At 70.4% G+C, this 18,095-nt stretch carries 16 protein-coding genes; 7 read left to right on the top strand and 9 right to left on the bottom strand.

Annotated features, from left to right (window positions below):
* Positions 1–75 precede the first annotated feature (75 nt).
* Positions 76–1,545, bottom strand: coding sequence for a tetratricopeptide repeat protein (locus tag ACFYZZ_RS17350; protein ID WP_389176383.1), 1,470 nt, complete (start codon positions 1,543–1,545; stop codon positions 76–78).
* Between the two features lie 3 nt (positions 1,546–1,548).
* Positions 1,549–5,151 (bottom strand): CHAT domain-containing protein, encoded by a 3,603-nt coding sequence (locus ACFYZZ_RS17345; RefSeq protein WP_389176381.1) that lies wholly within the window; start codon positions 5,149–5,151, stop codon positions 1,549–1,551.
* On the opposite strand from ACFYZZ_RS17345, the gene ACFYZZ_RS17340 reads away from it, so the two are divergent.
* Positions 5,140–5,550, top strand: coding sequence for a hypothetical protein (locus ACFYZZ_RS17340; protein WP_389176379.1), 411 nt, complete (start codon positions 5,140–5,142; stop codon positions 5,548–5,550). The genes ACFYZZ_RS17345 and ACFYZZ_RS17340 overlap by 12 nt on opposite strands.
* Positions 5,550–6,482 carry a hypothetical protein gene (locus ACFYZZ_RS17335; RefSeq protein WP_389176377.1) on the top strand — a complete coding sequence of 311 codons (933 nt, stop codon included), beginning with the start codon at positions 5,550–5,552 and terminating at the stop codon, positions 6,480–6,482. The genes ACFYZZ_RS17340 and ACFYZZ_RS17335 overlap by 1 nt, the downstream gene beginning before the upstream one ends.
* A gap of 45 nt (positions 6,483–6,527) precedes the next feature.
* Here ACFYZZ_RS17335 and ACFYZZ_RS17330 read toward each other — a convergent pair whose 3' ends face one another.
* Complete coding sequence (locus tag ACFYZZ_RS17330; protein ID WP_389176375.1) at positions 6,528–7,133, bottom strand: flavin reductase family protein; 606 nt, start codon at positions 7,131–7,133, stop codon at positions 6,528–6,530.
* A gap of 80 nt (positions 7,134–7,213) precedes the next feature.
* On the opposite strand from ACFYZZ_RS17330, the gene ACFYZZ_RS17325 reads away from it, so the two are divergent.
* Positions 7,214–8,143, top strand: a complete 930-nt coding sequence (locus tag ACFYZZ_RS17325; RefSeq protein ID WP_389176373.1) for a hypothetical protein — start codon at positions 7,214–7,216, stop codon at positions 8,141–8,143.
* A 3-nt stretch (positions 8,144–8,146) separates the two neighbouring features.
* Here ACFYZZ_RS17325 and ACFYZZ_RS17320 read toward each other — a convergent pair whose 3' ends face one another.
* The 3 genes from ACFYZZ_RS17320 to ACFYZZ_RS17310 all read right to left on the bottom strand — a co-directional run bounded on the left by ACFYZZ_RS17320 (position 8,147) and on the right by ACFYZZ_RS17310 (position 12,440).
* A complete protein-coding gene (locus ACFYZZ_RS17320) occupies positions 8,147–8,941 on the bottom strand; it encodes an enoyl-CoA hydratase/isomerase family protein (RefSeq protein WP_389176371.1) in 795 nt (264 codons plus the stop codon).
* Positions 8,938–11,157: an acetate--CoA ligase family protein gene (locus ACFYZZ_RS17315; protein WP_389176369.1), complete on the bottom strand. Its 2,220-nt coding sequence runs from the start codon at positions 11,155–11,157 to the stop codon at positions 8,938–8,940. The genes ACFYZZ_RS17320 and ACFYZZ_RS17315 overlap by 4 nt, the downstream gene beginning before the upstream one ends.
* Before the next feature lie 95 nt (positions 11,158–11,252).
* Entirely contained in the window at positions 11,253–12,440 is a 1,188-nt protein-coding gene (locus tag ACFYZZ_RS17310; RefSeq protein WP_389176367.1) for a flavin-containing monooxygenase, read from the bottom strand.
* 217 nt (positions 12,441–12,657) lie between these two features.
* Here ACFYZZ_RS17310 and ACFYZZ_RS17305 point away from each other — a divergent pair, with 217 nt between their 5' ends.
* From ACFYZZ_RS17305 to ACFYZZ_RS17295, 3 genes are read left to right on the top strand one after another with little or no spacing between them, the layout of a single operon-like run.
* The gene (locus ACFYZZ_RS17305; protein WP_389176365.1) at positions 12,658–13,104 is read left to right on the top strand and encodes a DoxX family membrane protein; all 447 of its coding nucleotides are present in this window, start codon (positions 12,658–12,660) and stop codon (positions 13,102–13,104) included.
* Positions 13,104–13,499: a Zn-ribbon domain-containing OB-fold protein gene (locus tag ACFYZZ_RS17300; protein WP_389176363.1), complete on the top strand. Its 396-nt coding sequence runs from the start codon at positions 13,104–13,106 to the stop codon at positions 13,497–13,499. Before ACFYZZ_RS17305 ends, ACFYZZ_RS17300 begins: the two co-directional genes overlap by 1 nt.
* A 16-nt stretch (positions 13,500–13,515) precedes the next feature.
* Positions 13,516–14,409, top strand: coding sequence for a GNAT family N-acetyltransferase (locus ACFYZZ_RS17295; RefSeq protein ID WP_389176361.1), 894 nt, complete (start codon positions 13,516–13,518; stop codon positions 14,407–14,409).
* Here ACFYZZ_RS17295 and ACFYZZ_RS17290 read toward each other — a convergent pair.
* Together ACFYZZ_RS17290 and ACFYZZ_RS17285 are read right to left on the bottom strand one after the other, a co-directional pair.
* Entirely contained in the window at positions 14,378–15,079 is a 702-nt protein-coding gene (locus tag ACFYZZ_RS17290) for a hypothetical protein (RefSeq protein WP_389176359.1), read from the bottom strand. The genes ACFYZZ_RS17295 and ACFYZZ_RS17290 overlap by 32 nt on opposite strands.
* Before the next feature lie 29 nt (positions 15,080–15,108).
* On the bottom strand, positions 15,109–15,786 hold the full coding sequence (locus ACFYZZ_RS17285; RefSeq protein WP_389176357.1) for a pyridoxal 5'-phosphate synthase: 678 nt from the start codon (positions 15,784–15,786) through the stop codon (positions 15,109–15,111).
* A gap of 129 nt (positions 15,787–15,915) precedes the next feature.
* On the opposite strand from ACFYZZ_RS17285, the gene ACFYZZ_RS17280 reads away from it, so the two are divergent.
* Entirely contained in the window at positions 15,916–16,905 is a 990-nt protein-coding gene (locus ACFYZZ_RS17280) for a CorA family divalent cation transporter (protein ID WP_389176355.1), read from the top strand.
* Positions 16,906–16,915: 10 nt separating this feature from the next.
* Here the strand turns inward: ACFYZZ_RS17280 and ACFYZZ_RS17275 are convergent, their stop codons facing one another.
* Positions 16,916–18,082, bottom strand: coding sequence for an acetyl-CoA acetyltransferase (locus tag ACFYZZ_RS17275; RefSeq protein ID WP_389176353.1), 1,167 nt, complete (start codon positions 18,080–18,082; stop codon positions 16,916–16,918).
* Positions 18,083–18,095: the final 13 nt, after the last annotated feature.

Here is an 18,095-nt window from a genome sequence, read left to right as displayed (position 1 = left end):
TGCTCGGGCTGGTTGGCGGCCTGATCGTTTTGAGGTGGTCGTACGGCTGTCCGTCGGCTCAGCGCCGGGGGCTTTTCAGAGGGCTGTGCGTCGGCCTGTGGCCCACTCGACTCCGTAGAGGGCCAGGCCGGACCGGTTTCTCGCCAGTTCACGGACCATCGGATGGGCGAAGCCCCAGCCCTCGATGATGTCCGCGAGCCATTCCTCGATCCTCTGCTGCAGTTCGGCCGCCCTCTTCTGTCTCGCGAGCATGCCCAGGATGAAGGTGACGGTTATCAGCGTCTCATCGTGTGTCCTGCCGAGCGACCGCTCACTTTCCCGCAGACCGCGTTCGGCGACCGCCAGCGCCAGATCGTCCTGGCCGCAGAGGTGATGAAGGAGGGCAAGTCGGTAGTGGGCCGAGACGACGATGGGATGACCCGGACCGACTTCCCTGCTTCCGAGATCGATGGCCTTGCCGAAATCGGACTCCGCTTCGTCCAGACGTCCCTGGTTCCGGAGAAGGGTCGCCCGATGGACCAGCACTGCCAGATACCGCTGGGTGATGCGTCCAGGCTCCCCGGAGAGCTGCTCGAGCGTGTGCTCTGCTTCCTCCAGGCTCATGTCGGAAGTGTCCAGCCCGGCCTGCACCTCGAGTGCCGCGGCGAGTGCCCGGCGAACGTCCATGGTGTCGGGGTCTGTGACGCCGAGGAACGTATCGAACTCGGGGACGCATGCCTCCCAGATCTCCAACGCCTCGGCAAGGCGCCCTGCCTTCTGCAGGACGACGGCGAGGTTGTGGCGTGCCATCAAGGTCTGCCGGTCCCTTGGCCCCGAGACCGCCGTGTGGTGCTCGATGAGCTGGCGGACGACGGAGACCGCGCGGTCGAACTCCTGTAGACGCATGTACATGGCCCCCAGGTTCTGCCGGGCCGACCACACGTCGGGGTGGTCCTCGCCATGCAGGGCGGAAAGCCCTGCGATCACCTTCTCCACCTGCCGGGCAGCCCTGCGGACGTGACCGCTCTGGTCAAGGACGGAGGCCAGAACGGCCCGGATGCGCCACGTCCTCACATCCTCAGCGCCGATGTGTATCTCGCAGGTGCGCACGACGCGCTCGGCCAGAGGAAGCGCCGGCGCGCCCATCTCCTGGTGGAGCAGCAGAACGACGACCCTGTTCATCAGCATGGCGCCGTCCACGAAGTCGTCCTCGGGACGTGTCAGCCCCACCCAGTGGATCAGATGAGGAAGCAGGTCCAAGCAGCGTGCCACTTCGCCGGGAGAGCCCTCGTCACCGAGATAACGGCTTATCGCGAGGATGGCTTCGTCCCTGCCTCTTTCCTCGAAGGCCGAGCGTGCCAACTCCCCGGTCCGTGCCTCCATCACGAAACCGCCTTCCGGGTGCGGCGACAGCAGGCAGGCCCGGACGAGCTCGTCGATCGCGCCGTCCGGTGCATTCGGAAGCAAGGCCACCGCCAAGCCCTCCGGCACATGCCCGGCAGCCAGCCAGGCGGCCCGGGCCAGCAGTTCGCGTGCAGGTGCGGAGAGGCTGCCGAAGCTGGTCATGGGTCAGGCTCCCAGGTGGATGAAGGAGGCCCACTTGGTGGGTGCGGCACTGTACTGCCGGCGGAGCAGCGACACGGCGTCGTGCAGGGCCATGGCGGCGAGATCCGTCTGCGGCGGATGGGCGGCTGAACCAGTGAGCCGGTCGTAGAACCTGCCCGAGACGGCTGTGGCGACGTCATCACCCACGGGCCACATCGCACCTACGACATGCCGAAACCCTGCCTGCTGGAAGGCAGCCGTGACGTGCAGGGCCTCGTCCGCCAGCGCAGGGGTGATCTGGAAGGTGCTGCACGCCGACAGCACGGCGAGCTGACGTTCGGCCAGAGGCATTCCGGCGAGGTCGGCCACGGTCAGTGGCGACTCCTCATGGTCCACAAGAAGAAGCCGGCTCCGCCCGGGTGAGTGGACATCGCTGTCGGCATGGCAGGCCAGGTGGACGATGGAGTGGGACTGCAGAGCGTTGAGCACGTTGTCCTTCGTCGCATCCGACTTCTCCAGGAGTGTCGACTGCGGGACGAAGCGGCGTACAACCGCCACCTCTCGTTCGACCCCTCGCAACGGCTCCGCGGAGGGCACCTCGGGCTGCGCGACGATCAACGCGCGCTCGCCGTGGGGCGGGGTCGGGATCCGTCGCGCGAAGTGCAGGGAGCGCAGACTGGTCGTGTAAGAGGAGACCACCCTGTCGAGGACGCCGTCCCCCTGGGCCGACTGGGCCGCGTGCCAGGGGAGGTGGCCCAGGAAACCAACTGGACACCACCACATGCGGGGCCAGGTGCCCTCGGGGGTGGAGGTGAGTCCGAGGGCCTCGACGATGGGCTGGGCCGCCACCTGCCAGAGCCAGGCGAGGGTGTCGCGCACCTCCGCCTGTGCCAGCAGGCGCACCCGGCCGGGAAACCTGCTTTCGGTGGCGTACTCGCGGGCGGTCAGAAAGGTGAGGACACGGTCATGAGCTGTTGTGGTGTCGAGTTCAGGAAGCTGGAGTACCTGGACCGGTTCCGTGGGATCCCCGGTGAGAAGAAAGGCATGTCCACCTTCAGAGGTCGACACTACTTTTACGACTGGCCCCCCAGAGGCCAAGTGGGCCAGGTCGACGGAGTCTTCCCGAGGGAGGAGTGCTCTGAGGCGGTTCCATTCCCCCATCAACTGTGCGCGTTCATCGGCGATCCCGCGGTTCAGCTCTCGCCGCTCGTCCCATCGTCCCGATGCGGCGCGGTCCCTGGCGTCGAGGGCCCGCAGTCGGTCCGACAATGCTTTGACCTCTGCTTCGAAGCCGGCGTATTCCGGACCCGGGCGGAACCTTGTGCTGAGGTCGTCCTGCAGCAGGAGTCCCCTGCTCCTTTCCAGCAGCTCGACCGTCCGGACGGGCTCGTTGGTGCTGAGCCCGGTCAGGACGATCTCCTCGGTCAGCACGGCGAACGTACGGACCACGTGCTCCCGGTCGTCCCACAGGGCACCTGACGCCACGTTGAGCTGGAGCAGATCGACTGCCTTGGCGATCCGGTCCAGCGATTCGCGGTCGTCGTGATCGGACATCTGCAACTGGACGACGGCAGCCTGCATGCGTAGCCATGGACGTGTCTCGGTCGAGTCCATGACGCGGTCCAGGCCGGCGAAGGCTGCTCGGCGGTGTTGGGGGCTGTTCCCCATCCGCGCCAGTGAGCCGAGGGCTTGGGCCCGTTCCAGCTCCACGGCATGAACGATCCCTTTGACCAGCTCTTCCCCGTCGGTGGCGAGGATTTCATCTGCGAGTACGACGACGGAGCGCAGCTCCTCGGGATTGTTCGTAGCCACACCCAACAGCCGCTTGGCGTGCAACAGCTCTTGGCGGGCGAATTGGCCATGCCTCCCGATGCCGGGTTCGGCGAGCGAGAGCGCCTGCTCGGCCGCCGCCACAGCCTGGCGGAGATTGTCCGGTGCCTCTGGTTTTTCCAGTACGTGGAGATCGGTGAGCATACCGGCGAGTCCACAGAGCAGAGTGGTTCTGAGATAGCTGGGCAGTTCGCGGATCGAGCTCGCCCGCTGCTGCAAGGCCAGAGCTTCGTGCAGCAGCGGCCTGTCAGCCATACGTGCCGCATAGCGGTGCAGAACCCCGGCATAGGTGGCGAGCGCCGTCGCCTGTTGCACGGCGTTCGCGCCGTCCATGCTGTCCACGGAGAGCTGGCCCTGACGGACGGCTTCTCGCTGTGCTTCCGGGTCCCCTGTCACCTCGTAGAGGACGCCGTTGGCAGATGCCAAGGCGTGCCTGAAAATGAATGCCTGTGATGAGTCCAGTCGTTCAGTGATGTCGAGACCGGTCTGAGCCAGCGCGATGGCTTCGCGGGCCTCGTCAGCGGAATGGATCAGCTGGGCATGTTGGTGAAGGGCCGTTGCCGCGGCGATGGCGGCCTCCCGCCAGGAGTTGTCATCCTCGGCAACGGCGAGCATCCTGCGCGCCAGGGTCACCATGGAGGTCAGGGCTCGCAGATCGTGCTCGTTCTGGTTCGCCATGCTCTCCAGTGACCACAGCGCCCCCAGGACTGGGCCGTCGGCGAACGTCTCCCTGCCGGGTGCGGGGAGAGCCGACCGGCAGAACGCGGAGACGATGTCCCTGTACTGGGGGTCCTGCAACAGTCGGCCCAGCAGTGCCTTGAGATTGTTGAAGGCCGTCATCCGTGGTTCCGAGGAGGAATGCGCGAGCTGCCAGAACGTACGGAGTGCCTCCAGGTACTGCTGCTCGTTCTCGGTGAGTCGCGCGCACTCGGCCAGGGCGGCGCCCAGACTCAGTCGGTCGCGGCTGTCGGTATCGGGTAACCGGACGATCTCCCGCCAGCGCGCGACGGCCGTACGCGCCGCATCGACATCGTCCAGCCGCTGGGCCAGGACGGTTGCCTCGACGCCGTGGTTACGCAGAAAGAGCGGGCGCTGAGGATGGTTCTCGGCCAGTAGGTCCAGTGCTGTGCCGCAGACCTCGAACGCCTCGGCCGCCACATTCGTGTCCTGAGTCGCCGAGCGTAAAAGACACAACCGCGTTCCCAACATCGGGATGAGATCCGGGTAGAGCAGGTGATCCGGTGTCGCCGACAGCCGGGCGAGGCGAAAGAGGTCTGCGACAAGGGTGAGGTGCGGGACTGCCATCGACTGCGGATCACTTCGCAGGACCTCGAAGCCCAGATCCCACCACACCAGTGGGTCGGTGGTGAACCCGGTGTCTTCGGAGAACAGGGTGTGCGGATCCACATCCAGTTTGCGATACATGTCGTTGAACCGCGACGGCAGTTCGCCCGGGCTCAACACATGTACCGCGGCGAACAGGTGGCCTGCCGCGGCGGAGTCCCGGGCCGCGCTGTGGCTTCCACGTCTCTGCCTGAGGGCGCGATGGAAGAAGAGCATGCCACAGACCTTCAGAGCGGCCAGGTCGACTCCTGAACTGCGGTGACGAGCCAGCAGTGCCGCCGCGTCCGCCAGCCCTTCGCGGGACAGGACCGCCTCGGCGGCGGCTCCGGCCTCCGCCATCCTGACTCGTTCCCGGATGCGTTCGAGGAGAACGTGCCGCACCATGGCCCCCGTTGTCTCCGCAGTGATGCCGCTCGACGCCTGTACCGTTAGTCTCGGCTCGTGACCGATCACGCCTCGCCCCTCGAAGACGATCCGGTTTCGGTGGAACTAGCCGAGCGCGTGGAACGATTGTGCCGCGAGCACGGCCGCAAAGGCGACCTGGCGGACATGCTCGAAGAGGCCGGCGCCGGGGAACTTCTGGACGACTTCATCGAATTGCTCACCCAGGAGAACACCGACCCGCAGCAGCTTTCCGCGGCGTTGGACTCCATCGACGAGGCGCTGGCCTCGATCGGCCTTCATGGGCTCACCCGGCCGAACCGTTCGTGGAGCCCGCTGCCGGGAGTTCGTCCCGGGGACCCCGAAGTAACCTGTTATGTCTGCCCGTTGAAACGCTGCGACCGGGTGGAGTCCGAAGGTGCACGTTGCTCGCTCGGCGAACGGCCGCTGGAACGCGTGCGGTTGGCCTGATGAACACCTTCCTGCAGGAACTGTCCAAGAAGGCCGCCGAACGTTGGGCGTCGGTCCTCCTCGGGCCGGGCCTGCTGTTCGTGGCGTGTGTGCTCGTGGGACGGCATCAGGGGTTCACCCACGCGCTCGACCTCGCCCATCTCCGCGCCTACGTCAGATCCGTGGTCACGGACAAGGCGCACCAGGAGCCCGCCGGGCTCGTCATGGCCGCCGCGATCGTGCTCTTCGGCGCGGCCGTGGCCGGCCTGGCGGCGTCTTCCACAGGCGGCCTGGTGGAGCGGCTCTGGCTTCCCGCGGGGCCTGACTGGTACGTGAATCTGCTCGTGCGGTGGCGGGGGCGGCGATGGAGCCGGAAGGAACTGGCGTGCCGGTCGGTCGAAGCGGAAGCGCGACAGGAACTGGTGCGCAACCGGCGCCGCGGCATCGACACCCACTCCCGGTCCGCAGAGCTCCGGCGCCTGCTGGCGAGAAGGAACGCCTATTCGGAGCGTCAGCCGGATCAGCCCACCTGGATGGCGCAGCGCATGGCAGGTGCCACGGCCAGGGTGGAGGAGCGGTACCGGATGGACCTGGCCGAGATCTGGCCCCATGTCTGGTCCGTCGCCGACAGCCAGGTACGGGACGACATCCAGGGCGTCCGGGACGGTTTCACCGGGGCCGGCCGGACGACCGCGTGGGGCGGCGGACTGCTGGGAGTCGCCGCCATCACCTTCTGGTGGCCGGCGGCCGCGCTCGCAGTGATCCTGCTGTTCACCGGACACCGGCGGGGCCGGGCGGCGATCGACACCCTGGTGCCGCTGATCGAAAGTACGGTGGACCTGTATCTCCGGGATACCGCCATTCGCATGGGCATTGCATGCCCTGATGCGTTTTCGCCCGCCGTGGCCGACCGTGTCACCCGCATCCTTCGGGTGCGGGCATCCGACGCCTGACGGACTGCGGCGGCTGGCGCCCAGGTGAGCCGTACCGGCTGATCCCTAGAAGTTGATCCGGGCGAACCGCCCCTGATGGAACAGCAGCGGCTCGCCCGGCCCCTCCGCGCCGAGGGCGTCCACCCGTCCCACCACGATGAGGTGGTCGCCTCCGGTGTGCACGGCGTGGATCGTGCAGTCGATCCAGGCGGCGGCGCCGGCGAGGCGCGGAGAACCGGAGACGGGCGCGGTGTCGTACACCACCCCCGCGAACTTGTCGGCGCCGCTGATCGCGAAGGCCCGGCACAGCTCGCCCTGGTCGGCGCCGAGGACGTTGACGCAGAAGACGCCCGCGCGGGCGATGCGCGGCCAGGTCGTCGACGTACGGCCGACCATGAAGCAGACCAGGGGCGGGTCGAGGGAGAGGGAGGAGAAGGACTGGCAGGCGAAGCCGGCGGGGGAGGCCGAACCGTCGGCCGGCGGGGCCGTGATCACGGTCACCCCGGTCGCGAAGTGCCCCAGCACGCGCCGGAACTCCGCCGGGTCCACCGGCGCCCGCTCGTCCTCGCGGACGCACCGCAACTCCGGGCGCGGCAGCGCCTCCACGGGCCCCGGTGCCGGAGCCGACCTGAGGTAACGGACGGCGGCGGCCGCCGCCCCTGCGTGTCCCATCACCCTCCCATTGAAGCTGACGGTGTGTCAGATGGGAAGGGGTCGGCGGGTGGCCGAAAGCGTGCCCGTACGCTGCGCCCATGGGGTGGGGAAAGACGCATGGAACGCAGCCGAGTGCCGGGCTGACCTGGGCACCCGATGATCTGAGCGCGGCGGCGGCCCTCGGCGGCGCCCAGCTGCCGGCGGCCGGTCTGCTGTGGTGGATCTACGAGGCCACCACGCAGGACGACTACGGGGCCGGGCTGGGCGGGGCCCTCGGCGTGCTGTGCTTCCTCCTCTTCGCGCCACTGCTGCTGCCGATCCTCGGCATGGTGTCGGCGTTCGCGCTGTCCCTGCCCTCGGTGGTGCTCGCGCGGCTCGCGGGCCGGCGCTTCCCCGGCCCGGGGTGGGTCTGGCATGCGGTGGCCCCCATCATCCCCGCCCTCATCTGGGGCGTACCGGCCGGCGTGCTCTTCGAGTGGCCGCTCGGCACCACGGTCGCCTGCCTGGCCGCCCTCGGGCTCCTGCCCACCCTCTGGGTCGCCCTCGTCCGCAGGCAGGCCTGGCGTCCGGCGGGCGTGTGGTGGCGGGCTGCACTCGGCTCGGTCGTCCTCTTCGTGCTGGCCATCGGCGGTGGGGTGCTCGCCACCGAGACCGGTCTGATCCAGGAGTACGAGCCGCCGAAGCTGACCTCCGCCCAGCTGGCCGGGGTCTGGCGGGGCGACAGCGGGGCCGAGCTGCGCCTGCGCCCCGACGGCAGCGCCGAGGCCGTCAAGCTGCCCACACAGCCCCCGTTCGACGACGCCCACTTCCGGGACTACGTCCGGTGCCAGGGATCCGGCACCTGGGAGCCCGACGACGACTCGGACAACACCGACCGGGACGGCGTGCTGCTCAAACTCGACGGAGACTGCGGCGAGGACACCCACTGGTCGATCACCGGCAGCGAGGACAGCCCCGAACTGTTCGTCCTCTTCGGCGACCCGGACGGGGGCACCCTGTGGAAGCTGGGGCGGGCCGCCGCGTCCTGAGCCTCACCGCCCCCGGAACTCCGGACTCCTCCGTTCCACGAACGCCCGCAGACCCTCCCCGGCGTCCTCGGTCGTCATGTTGATCTCCTGGGCGGCTGCCTCCGCCGCGAAGGCCGAGGAACGGTCGGCGTCCAGGGAGGCGTTCACCAGTTGTTTGGTGAGGGCGAGGGAGCGGGTCGGGGCGGTGGCCAGGCGGGTTGCCCACTCGCGGGCGGTTTTGTTCAACTCGCCGTCCGGGACGATGCGGTTGACCAGGCCCAGCCGTTCCGCGTCCGCCGCCGAGAGCGCGTCCCCGAAGAACATCAGCTCCTTGGCCCGGTGCGGACCGATCAGGCGGGGCAGGAGATAGGCGCCGCCGCCGTCGGGTACGAGTCCGCGCCGGACGAACACCTCGATGAAGCGGGCCGATTCCGCCGCCAGGATCAGGTCGCAGGCGAACGCGAGGTGTGCGCCGAGCCCGGCCGCGGTGCCGTTCACGGCGGCTATCACCGGCTTCTCGCAGTCCAGTACGGCCGAGACGAGCCGCTGGGCGCCCAGGCGGAGAACGCGGGCCACATCGCCGGGGATCCGCTGCCCGGAGCCCCCCGAGCCGCCCCGCAGGTCCGCTCCCGCGCAGAATCCCCGGCCTGTTCCGGTGAGGACGACGGCTCGTAGATCAGGATCCGCCGACGCCTCCTCCAGCAGTGCGATCAGGCGGTCCCGCATGGCGGGTGTGAGCGCGTTGAGGGCCTCGGGGCGGTCGAGGGTGATGTGCGAGACCTGCTCCCGGACATCGTGTATGACGTCGAGGTCGCTCATCGGCACACCACCAGCGCGTCCAGCGCCACCGCGCCCTGCCCGCGGGGCAGCACCATCAGCGGGTTGATGTCCAGCTCGGCTATCTGCTCGCCGAGTTCGAGAGCCATGCGCTGGACCCGCAGGACCACCTCCACCAGCGCGTCCAGGTCGGCCGGCGGGCGGCCCCGGACCCCGTCCAGCAGGGCTCGTCCGCGCAGTTCGGCGAGCATGTCCCGGGCCTGCTCCTCGCCGAACGGCGGCACCCGCACGGCGGCGTCGCGCAGCACCTCGACCAGCACGCCGCCGAGCCCCACGGTCACGGTCGGCCCGAACAGCTCGTCATGGGTCACCCCGACGACCATCTCGACGCCCTGCTCGACCATCTGGCACACCAGGACACCGTCGAGCGAGACACCCTCGTAGCGGGCGATGTCCGTCAGCTCGCGGTAGGCGTCCCGGACCTGGCTGGCCGAGGTGAGGCCGATCTTCACCAGGCCGAGTTCCGTCTTGTGGGCGATCTGGGCGCCGGACGCCTTCATCACCACCGGGTAGCCGACCTGCCCGGCCGCGCGGACGGCGGCCGCCGCGCTGGTCACCAGCTGTTCGCGCGGCACCCGGATGCCGTAGGCGCGCAGCAGCTGCTTGGCCGCGTGCTCGCTGAGCTGCTGCCCGGGCCGCATCAGGGCGTCGGCCTTGCGGAAGGAGGGGGAGGGGATGCGCGGGGCCTCGTCGAAGGGGGAGCGGTAGTCGCTGACGAAGCGGTGGTGGTCGAGCCAGGAGCGGACGGCGGTGAGGCAGTTGCCGACCGTGCGGAAGGTGGCCACACGGTTGGAACCGAGCAGGACCTCCCGGTACGCCGGCTCCGTGCCGACCGGCGACCCCCACACCACGCACACCAGCTTGTCCGTCTCCTCCGCCGCCTCGACCAGATCGCGTACCAGCTTGTCGCTGAGGGGCGGGAAGGGGCCGGTGACCGGGCAGATCAGCACCCCGACCTCCGGGTCGGCGAGGATCGCGTCGATGATCTTCCGGCCGCGCCAGTCGCCCACCGGATGCCCGCCGTTGTCCACCGGGTTGGCCACGCTCAGGTACTCCGGGATCCACTGGTGCAGCTCGGACTGCTTGTCCGGCGACAGCGTCGGCAGTCGCAGGCCCAGCCCGGCGGCCAGGTCGGCGACATGCGCACCCGTGCCGCCGGAGATGGAGTAGATGACGACGCCCTCGGCCTGCGGAGTCCGTGCCCGGGCCAACAGGGCGGCCGTGTCCTGGAGTTCGTCGAGGCCGTCGACGCGGATGACGCCGTACTGCCGCATGGCCGCGTCCACCACGTCGTCGGCGCCGGTGAGCTTGCCGGTGTGCGAGGCGGCCGTACGGGCCCCCGCTTCCGTGCGGCCCACCTTCACCGCGACCACCGGCACCCGGCGGCGGGCGGCGCGGTCGGCGGCCAGCAGGAAGGTGCGGCCGTCCTTGAGGCCCTCGACGTAGCAGGCGATGGCGCCGACCTCGGGCTGCTCGGCGAAGTAGGAGATGAAGTCGGCGGTCTCCAGGTCGGCCTCGTTGCCGGTCGGCGCCCAGTGGGAGAGCCGGATGCCCAGCTGCTGGAGAGCGAAGACGGGGCGGCCCTGGTGTCCCGACTGGGTGATCAGCGCTATCGCCGGCCCTTCCAGGTCGTCCCGGAAGCGCTCGAAGGCGTTGAGGTTGGTGTTCGGTCCGAGCAGCCGCAGGCCCGAGCGCCGTACGGCCTCCGTGAGCCGCTCCTGCGCCTCGGCCCCCGCCTCGCCGGTCTCCGCGAACCCGGAGGCGAACGCGACCGCGAACTTCACCTTCGCCTCGGCGAGTTCCTCGATCACCGGCAGTGGATCGGCCACCAGCAGGACGGCCAGGTCGACCTGTTCCGGCAGGTCGGCGACCGAGGCGGAGCACGGGATGCCGAAGACCGACGGCCGGGTCGGATGCACCGGATGCACCCGCGCCCCCACCCGCTCGGCCCAGCCCAGCAGTTGCCGGGTGATCCCGGTGTTCGGCCGCCCCTCGGCGTCCGAGGCGCCGACGACGGCGACCGAGCCGGGCCGGAAGAACCGCGCCAGATCCGGTACGTCCGCGTACAGCGGCCGCCCGCCGACGTCGAGGTCGTCGACCTGATCGTGGACGACGCGTCCGGGCCGCTGCTCACCGCAGGCGATGACCCGGGCCCGGCGGGAGTCGGTGGTGAGGGTGCCGTGGGTTGATCCAAGCATCGTTCCGCCCGCTCCTGTGAGACAGCCACATCAACTGACGCTCTGTCAGATTACTTGAACTGACGGAGTGTCAGGAATGGGTCGGAACGGCAAAGTTACCGTCCGGTGCGGAACTCCTTGGCCACGCCCTTCGCGATCTTCTCGGCGTCCAGCGCCAGTTCGCGGAACATTCCGCTGATCGGGTTGGTGAACCCGGTGAAGTACAGTCCGGGCGCCTGGGCGGGCGTACGGCCGCCGTGCACCGTCGGTCTGCCCCGGTCGTCCAGTACCCCGAGATGCCCGACCAGCCCCTCCAGCGCCCGCTGGTACCCCGTCGCGGCGATCACGGCGTCCGGCTCGACGCGGGTGCCGTCGGCGAGGACCACCTTCCCGTCCTCGAAGGACTCGACGGCGGCCACGATCTCCACCTTCCCTTTCCGTACGGCGTCGATCAGACCGACGTCCTGGACCGGGACGGCGCCCTGCCTGGCCCTGCTGTACAGGCCGGTGTCCGGGCGGGGCAGGCCGTGGGCGGACAGGTCCGGGACGCCGATCCTGGCCTGGATCCGGGACGCCTGGTCCACGAACCGCACCGGCAGCCGCCGTGCCAGCACACCCGAGTACTGCGCGGGCCAGCCGAGGGTGGTGCGGCGCACGATGTGCGGAACGGTCCGCATCGCGAGCCGCACCCGCGCGGCCCCGCCCTCCACCAGGTCCACGGCGATCTCGGCACCGGTGTTGCCGACGCCGACGACGAGCACGTCCCGGCCCGCGTACGGTTCGGCGTTCCGGTACCGGCCGGCGTGCAGGAACTCCCCGCCGTAACCGTCCAGGCCCGGCCACGCGGGCACGCGCGGGGTGTGGTTGTAGCCGGTGGCGACGACCACCGCGCTGCCGGTCAGCTCCCGCCCGCCGGAGGCGTGCAGCAGCCAGCCCGTCCCGTCCGCCGACCGCTCGACGCGGAACACCTCCACACCGGTGACGATCTCCAGCTCGTGGTGCTCGGCGTACTTCTCCAGGTACCGCACCACGTTGTCCCGGGACACCCAGCGACCGAACCGCCGCGGCATCGCGAGCCCGGGCAGGGCGGACAGCCGGCGGGTGGTGTGCAGATGGAGCCGGTCGTAGTGGCGCCGCCAGGAGGCGCCCACCTGGTCGGCCTTCTCCAGCACCACGGCCCGTATGCCCCGCGCCCGCAGCGCGTACGCGGCGGCGAGTCCGCCGGGACCGGCGCCGATGACGTACACGGGACGGTCCGCGGGGGTCGCGGAGAGGTGCGCGGGGGAGGGGCGGGAGGCGGCCATGAGCGGGAGCGTAATCACCCACCCCGTTGATGGGTCTCGGTCAAGACCGGAATTGGTTGCGGATTGATCACATCGATGGGAGAGGTGGGTGGGACAGGTGTCGTAGGCATCTCGGATGGGCGGAAGTGGTGCACGAACAGTTGGCGCCGTGGCCCTGGTCCCAGCGGCGCGCGAACCCCCCTCGGCTTTTCGGGCTGACTGACGTACCGTCAGATCCATGGACGCGATCTGGCTCGACGGCGCGGAGTGGCTCGCGGTGCTGCGCATAGGCCTCGGCCTGTGGTGGCTGGAGAGCTGGCGGCACAAGGACAAGAAGACGTGGTTCGAGGGCGGCGGTATCGCCTGGGCGGCGGGGGTGGCGGAGAAGCACCGCTGGACCCCGGTGCGGGCGGGCTTCGAGACGGTGGTGACACCGCGGCCGAAGGCGATGGCGTACGTGGTGGCCTACGCCGAACTCGCCCTGGGACTCGGCCTGATCCTCGGCTTCCTGACCCCGGTGGCCCTGCTGGGCGGCCTGGCCCTGAACGTCCTCTACTTCGTCCTCATGATCCACGACTGGGCGGAGCAGGGGCAGAACTCGATGATGGTGCTGATCTCGCTGGTCGGCTTCTTCGGCATGGCGGGGCAGACATGGTCGGTGGACGCGGCACTGGGGTGGTTCTGATGAGCGCGGCGCGGGCCGACGAGCCGGAGATCGACTCCTTCACGCGGCCCTACTGGGCGGCGGCGGCCGAGGGACGGCTGCTGATCCGCCGCTGCGCCGTCTGCGGCCGGGCCCACCACTACCCCCGAGAGTTCTGCCCGCACTGCTGGAGCGAGGACGTGACCTGGGAGGAGGCGAGCGGCCGGGCGACCCTCTACACCTGGTCCACGGTCCACCGCAACGACCTCCCGCCCTTCGGCGACCGCACCCCGTACGTCGCCGCGGTCGTGGACCTGGCGGAGGGCCCGCGGATGATGACGGAGCTGGTCGGGTGCGAGGGGGGCGAGCCGACCGCCGGGATGGAGCTGGAGGTGAGCTTCCGGGAGGGGAAACCGGTTTTCAGGCCGAGGAGTTGAACGGGATCATGCCTGCATGCATTCCGCCGCCTGGCACCTGACCGAAGACCTTGACGACTTCCTCTCCCGCGCCGGAGACTTCCTGCGCTCCCGTCCGGCCCTGCACACGGTGCCGCTGACGGTGACGGACGCGCTGCGCAGGCGTGGCCTGCATGCGTACGGCGACCAAGCCCCGCTCTTCGGGACGCTCGGGGAGGCGGAGGGCGGGGTGCGGGCGGTCCTGGTCCACACCCCGCCGCACCGCGTGTACCTCACGCAGCTCACCCCCGAGGACGCCGAGGGCCTGGCGGACCGCTTGGCCGGCCTGGGGTATCCGATGCCCGGTGTCTGCGCCGAACGGGACACGGCTGCGGCGGTCGCGGAGGCGTGGCAGCGGCGTACCGGGGTGACGGGAAAGCTCCAAGAGCGTCAAAGGCTCTACCGCCTGGGCGAGTTGACCGTGCCGAAGCCGGTTCCGGTGGGCCGTGCGCGGGTTGCCGGGGCCGGTGACCGGGAGCTGATGATGCGCTGGCATGTCGAGTTCGTCGAGGCGGCGGGGCTGCTCGGCGTCCAGGCCCCGGCGGCGTGGGCCGACGCCCGCCTCACCTACGGCGGCATCACCCTGTGGGAGACCCTCGACGGCACTCCGGTCTCCATGGCCGGCGCGACCCCGGAGATCGCCGGCCAGGTCCGCGTGACCCCGGTGTACACCCCGGCGGCCCTGCGCGGCCGTGGCTACGCGGGCGCGGTGACCGCCGAGGTGAGCCGGGCCGCCCTGGAGCGGGGCGCGGCGGAGGTCCTCCTCTTCACCGACCTCGCGAACCCGACCAGCAACGGGCTGTACCAGCGGATCGGTTACCAAGGCGTGGCGGACTTCGCGGTGTGGGAGTTCGAGGGGCTCAGGCCTGGCCGCCCACCGGGCGCACACTGATCGACCACGGCCCGTCGGACCGGGCGTACAGCAGACAGGGACCGGACAGGGGGACCTCTCCGCTCCACGGGCCCACGTGGTTGGCCAGTTGGTCGAGGAAGCCGGAGCCGTCGGGCTCGAAGACGTTGGCGAGGAAGTAGCCGCCGTCGGCTGAGCGCGGAGTGCCCATGTAGCGCAGTTGGGCGATGGCCGGGCCGCCCTCGTGGCGCAGGACGTCCGAGGCCTCGCGCTCGGCGTGGCCGTCGAGGACGGCGGCGTCGGCGAGGCCGGTCACCTCGACCGTCCACGGGCCGTCCGCCTCGATCCGCAGCGCACGCACGGGACGGTCGTCGGCATTGGCCAGGGCCCGGCAGGCGAAGGGGCCGTCGGTGTGGACGAGTTGGCTGCCGGAGCGCATCCTGCCGTCCAGGGCGTCCACCACGAAGTGGCCCGGGCCGTGGTGCGTGATGCCGAGGATCACCCGCTCGGCGCCGGTGGCCAGCTCCACCACCCGGCTCCCGTCGCCGGACACCCGCTGCACCACCGGTCCGCCCGCCCTGAGCAGCGGCGGCGGGGCCGAGGGCGCGACCGGGGCCGGCCGGGCCGTCTTGGCCACACCCCTCAGGGCCACCGGCCCCGCTCCCGGCACCTCTTGCGCGCGCGACCTGCGGCCCCGCATCAGCCACTTCATGTCGTCCCCCTCATGTACCCCTCAGCCTCTTACGGCCACAGCAGGTGCCTGGACCAGCCGGACGCGTCCGAGGCCCCTGTCCGACGGTAGGCCAGACGTACGTGTCTGCGGGCCGCGTCTCCCTGGAAGAACTCCACCTCCTCCGGCTGGAGGCGGTACAGCGTCCAGGTCTCGGACGGCTCCGCCGGGTTCTGCCGGGCCCGCTCCCAGGCGGCCTCCGAGGCCTGCCGCAGCTCGTCCAGCGAGGACAGCCGCTCGCTCTGCCGCCCGGTGAGCGCCGCCGCCAGGGCCCCGGTCGAGCGGGCGTGCAGGTCTGCCTGGCTCTCCCGCGACGGCGCCGACGTCACCGGACCCCGTACCCGCACCTGCCGTCCCAGCACCGGCCAGTAGAAGACCAGCGCCGCGTACGGGTGGGCGCTCAGGGCCCGGCCCTTGCGGCTCGTGACGTGCGTCGCGAAGGACCAGCCGTCCGCGTCCGCGCCGTGCAGCATCACGATCCGTACGTCGGGGAGGCCGTCCTCGTCCGTCGTCGCCAGCGCCATGGTGTGCGGCTCCGGCTGACCCGCCTCCACCGCCTCCGCGAACCAGCTCGTGAACAGCTGCAGCGGTGCCGAAGGGGCCTTGTCCGGGTCGAAGGGCCGTAGCTCGGTCTCCTCGGGTGACCACACCCGCAGGGACCGCAGCAGCCCGTGAAGATCCGTTTCCATGTCCACGAGTATGGCGCCGAGCCCCGGGGACCTCGTCCGTGTACGCCGTCCGGACTGCCTCCGCATGCGCGGCCGCCGGAGTGTGCGCAGGCTGGGACCTGCGGGCTTCGGGACCGGCGGTGAGGGGCGATGATCGTAACGGTGGTGTCGATGCCGGAGGGGGGCGTCACGCGTACCGACGTGGCGGAGGCACGTGAGCGGCTCGCCACGGCCGGTTTCCTACTCGTCGACGTCGAGCTGCCCGAGGAACCGTCCACCGGGGTGCCGCCGGTCTCGCACCAGCTCGGCCTGGAGACCGAGGACTTCATCTGGCTCGGCAGGAAGGGCGAACCCGCGCGGGCCGAGTTCCTCGGAGACCGGGCCGCTTTCGTCGTGCCCGTGGCCAAGGGGAACGAGGTCGTTCATGTCCATGCCCTGGTGACCGAGCGGTATCTCCTCACGGTGCACCGAGGGCAGGCCGGCCTGCGGGAGAGCCTCATCGGGCAGCTGCGGAGCGAGCAGCCTTCCGACACCGTGGCCGTGCTCTTCCTGCTGCTCCAGGAGGCCCTGGAGACCTACCGCCGGTCCGCCGTGCAGGACCTGCTGCTGGTGGAGGACCTGGAGGACCAGATGTTCGAGGGGCGACGCCCCGACCAGATCTACCGGCTGTCACAGCTGCGACGGCACTCCGCCCTCCTGCACCGCACGCTCCTGCCCTACCTCCAGGTGATGGACCAGATGTTCACCCGGAGGATGATGAACCGCGGCTTCCCGGAGGAGCGTCAGCTGCTCGCCCAGGAGTTCCAGCACACGGCGAGTCTGGTGCACACGGACATCGAGTCCCTCCAGGACGCCTCCCGGCGCGCCTTCGCCAGCTACTCCACCCTCGTCTCCGGCGAGCAGAACGCCGTGATCAACCGGCTGGCCATCGTGTCGGTGATCTTCCTGCCGCTGTCGTTCCTGACGGGGTTCTTCGGCATGAACTTCACCTATCTGACCGATGAGTTGGAGAGCCGGGCCGTCTTCTGGCTGCTCGCCATCGGGCTGCAGGTCGTCGCCGTGTTCGTCGCGCTCTACGTCCTGCACCGCACCCGCATCTGGCGCAGCCTGCGCGACGAGGAGGGCATGGGCGACCGCTGAGCCGACTCCGTCACCGGCCCAGCACCACCGTCCCCGAGGAGCAGAACCAGCCCCCCGTGCCCGAGGCGACACCGAGGTACGGCAACTCCCCGGCCGGACGCCGTACTTGCCGCTCGCCCGCCTCCCCGCGCAGCTGCCGTACCGCCTCCACCAGCAGGAACAGCCCGCGCATGCCGGGATGCTGGGCGGACAGGCCACCCCCGTCCGTGTTCACGGGAAGGTCCCCGGAGACCAGCAGCCGGCCCTTCTCCACGAACGCCCCGCCCTCGCCCTTCGCGCAGAAGCCCAGGTCCTCCAGGGTCACCAGGGTCATGTAGGTGAAGGCGTCGTAGATCTCGGCGAAGTCGATCTCGGCGGGGCGCACCCCGGCCCGTTCGAAGGCGAGCCTGCCGCTCACCGCCGCCGGGGAGAGCGTGAAGTCCGGCCACTCGGACATCGTGGCGTGGGAGAGGTGCTCGCCGGTGCCGAGGATCCAGACGGGGGCGGTACGGCAGTCCCGTACGTACTCCTCGGCCACCAGCAGGACCGCCGCCCCGCCGTCCGAGCGGATGCAGCAGTGCAGCTTGGTGAAGGGGTCGGCGATCATCGGGCCGGACAGGACGTCGTCGACCGTGATCGGGTCCCGGAACATGGCCTCGGGGTTCAGGGCGGCGTTGGCGCGGGCCTGGACCGCGACCTGGGCCAGCTGCTCGATCGTCGTGCCGTGTTCGATCATGTGCCGGCGGGCCGCCATCGCGTACTTGGCGATCAGCGTGTGGCCGTAGGGGACCTCGAACTGGAGCGGGCCGCGCGCGCCGAAGGACAGGTTCCCCGTCCTGCGGCCCGCCCTGATGTCCGCCCGTGCGGTCGAGCCGTAGACCAGCAGGACGGCGTTCGCGTGGCCCGCCGCTATCGCGTCCGCCGCGTGGGCCGCCATGACCTCCCAGGTCGAGCCGCCGACGGAGGTGGAGTCCACCCAGGTGGGGCGCAGGCCCAGGTACTCGGCCACCTCCACCGGGGCCAGCGTGCCGAGGCCCGCCGAGGCGAAGCCGTCCACCAGGGCGCGGTCCAGGCCCGCGTCCGCGAGGGCGCGGCGGGCCGCCTGGGCGTGCAGGGCGTACGGGGTCGTGTCGTCCACGCGGCCGCAGTCCGAGAGGGCCACCCCGGCCACGGCGACTTTCCGGTTCCCGGGTCTCATGAATCTGACGGTA

The organism is Streptomyces sp. NPDC001816 (assembly GCF_042892235.1).
In the GTDB taxonomy this organism is placed as follows: domain Bacteria; phylum Actinomycetota; class Actinomycetes; order Streptomycetales; family Streptomycetaceae; genus Streptomyces.
The sequence above is the reverse complement of the archived record's forward strand: the minus strand, read 5'-3'. Positions and strand labels throughout refer to the sequence as shown.

Bases quoted from the DNA above. Each gene is read 5' to 3' on its own strand.
- ACFYZZ_RS17320 (WP_389176371.1), bottom strand. From the start codon at position 8,941: ATGAGCGACCTCGACGTCATACACGATGTCCGGGAGCAGGTCTCGCAC.
- ACFYZZ_RS17325 (WP_389176373.1), top strand. From the start codon at position 7,214: ATGGGGTGGGGAAAGACGCATGGAACGCAGCCGAGTGCCGGGCTGACC.
- ACFYZZ_RS17285 (WP_389176357.1), bottom strand. From the start codon at position 15,786: ATGGAAACGGATCTTCACGGGCTGCTGCGGTCCCTGCGGGTGTGGTCA.
- ACFYZZ_RS17305 (WP_389176365.1), top strand. From the start codon at position 12,658: ATGGACGCGATCTGGCTCGACGGCGCGGAGTGGCTCGCGGTGCTGCGC.
- ACFYZZ_RS17280 (WP_389176355.1), top strand. From the start codon at position 15,916: ATGATCGTAACGGTGGTGTCGATGCCGGAGGGGGGCGTCACGCGTACC.
- ACFYZZ_RS17350 (WP_389176383.1), bottom strand. From the start codon at position 1,545: ATGACCAGCTTCGGCAGCCTCTCCGCACCTGCACGCGAACTGCTGGCC.
- ACFYZZ_RS17335 (WP_389176377.1), top strand. From the start codon at position 5,550: ATGAACACCTTCCTGCAGGAACTGTCCAAGAAGGCCGCCGAACGTTGG.
- ACFYZZ_RS17330 (WP_389176375.1), bottom strand. From the start codon at position 7,133: ATGGGACACGCAGGGGCGGCGGCCGCCGCCGTCCGTTACCTCAGGTCG.
- ACFYZZ_RS17275 (WP_389176353.1), bottom strand. From the start codon at position 18,082: ATGAGACCCGGGAACCGGAAAGTCGCCGTGGCCGGGGTGGCCCTCTCG.
- ACFYZZ_RS17295 (WP_389176361.1), top strand. From the start codon at position 13,516: ATGCATTCCGCCGCCTGGCACCTGACCGAAGACCTTGACGACTTCCTC.
- ACFYZZ_RS17315 (WP_389176369.1), bottom strand. From the start codon at position 11,157: ATGCTTGGATCAACCCACGGCACCCTCACCACCGACTCCCGCCGGGCC.
- ACFYZZ_RS17310 (WP_389176367.1), bottom strand. From the start codon at position 12,440: ATGGCCGCCTCCCGCCCCTCCCCCGCGCACCTCTCCGCGACCCCCGCG.
- ACFYZZ_RS17300 (WP_389176363.1), top strand. From the start codon at position 13,104: ATGAGCGCGGCGCGGGCCGACGAGCCGGAGATCGACTCCTTCACGCGG.
- ACFYZZ_RS17290 (WP_389176359.1), bottom strand. From the start codon at position 15,079: ATGAAGTGGCTGATGCGGGGCCGCAGGTCGCGCGCGCAAGAGGTGCCG.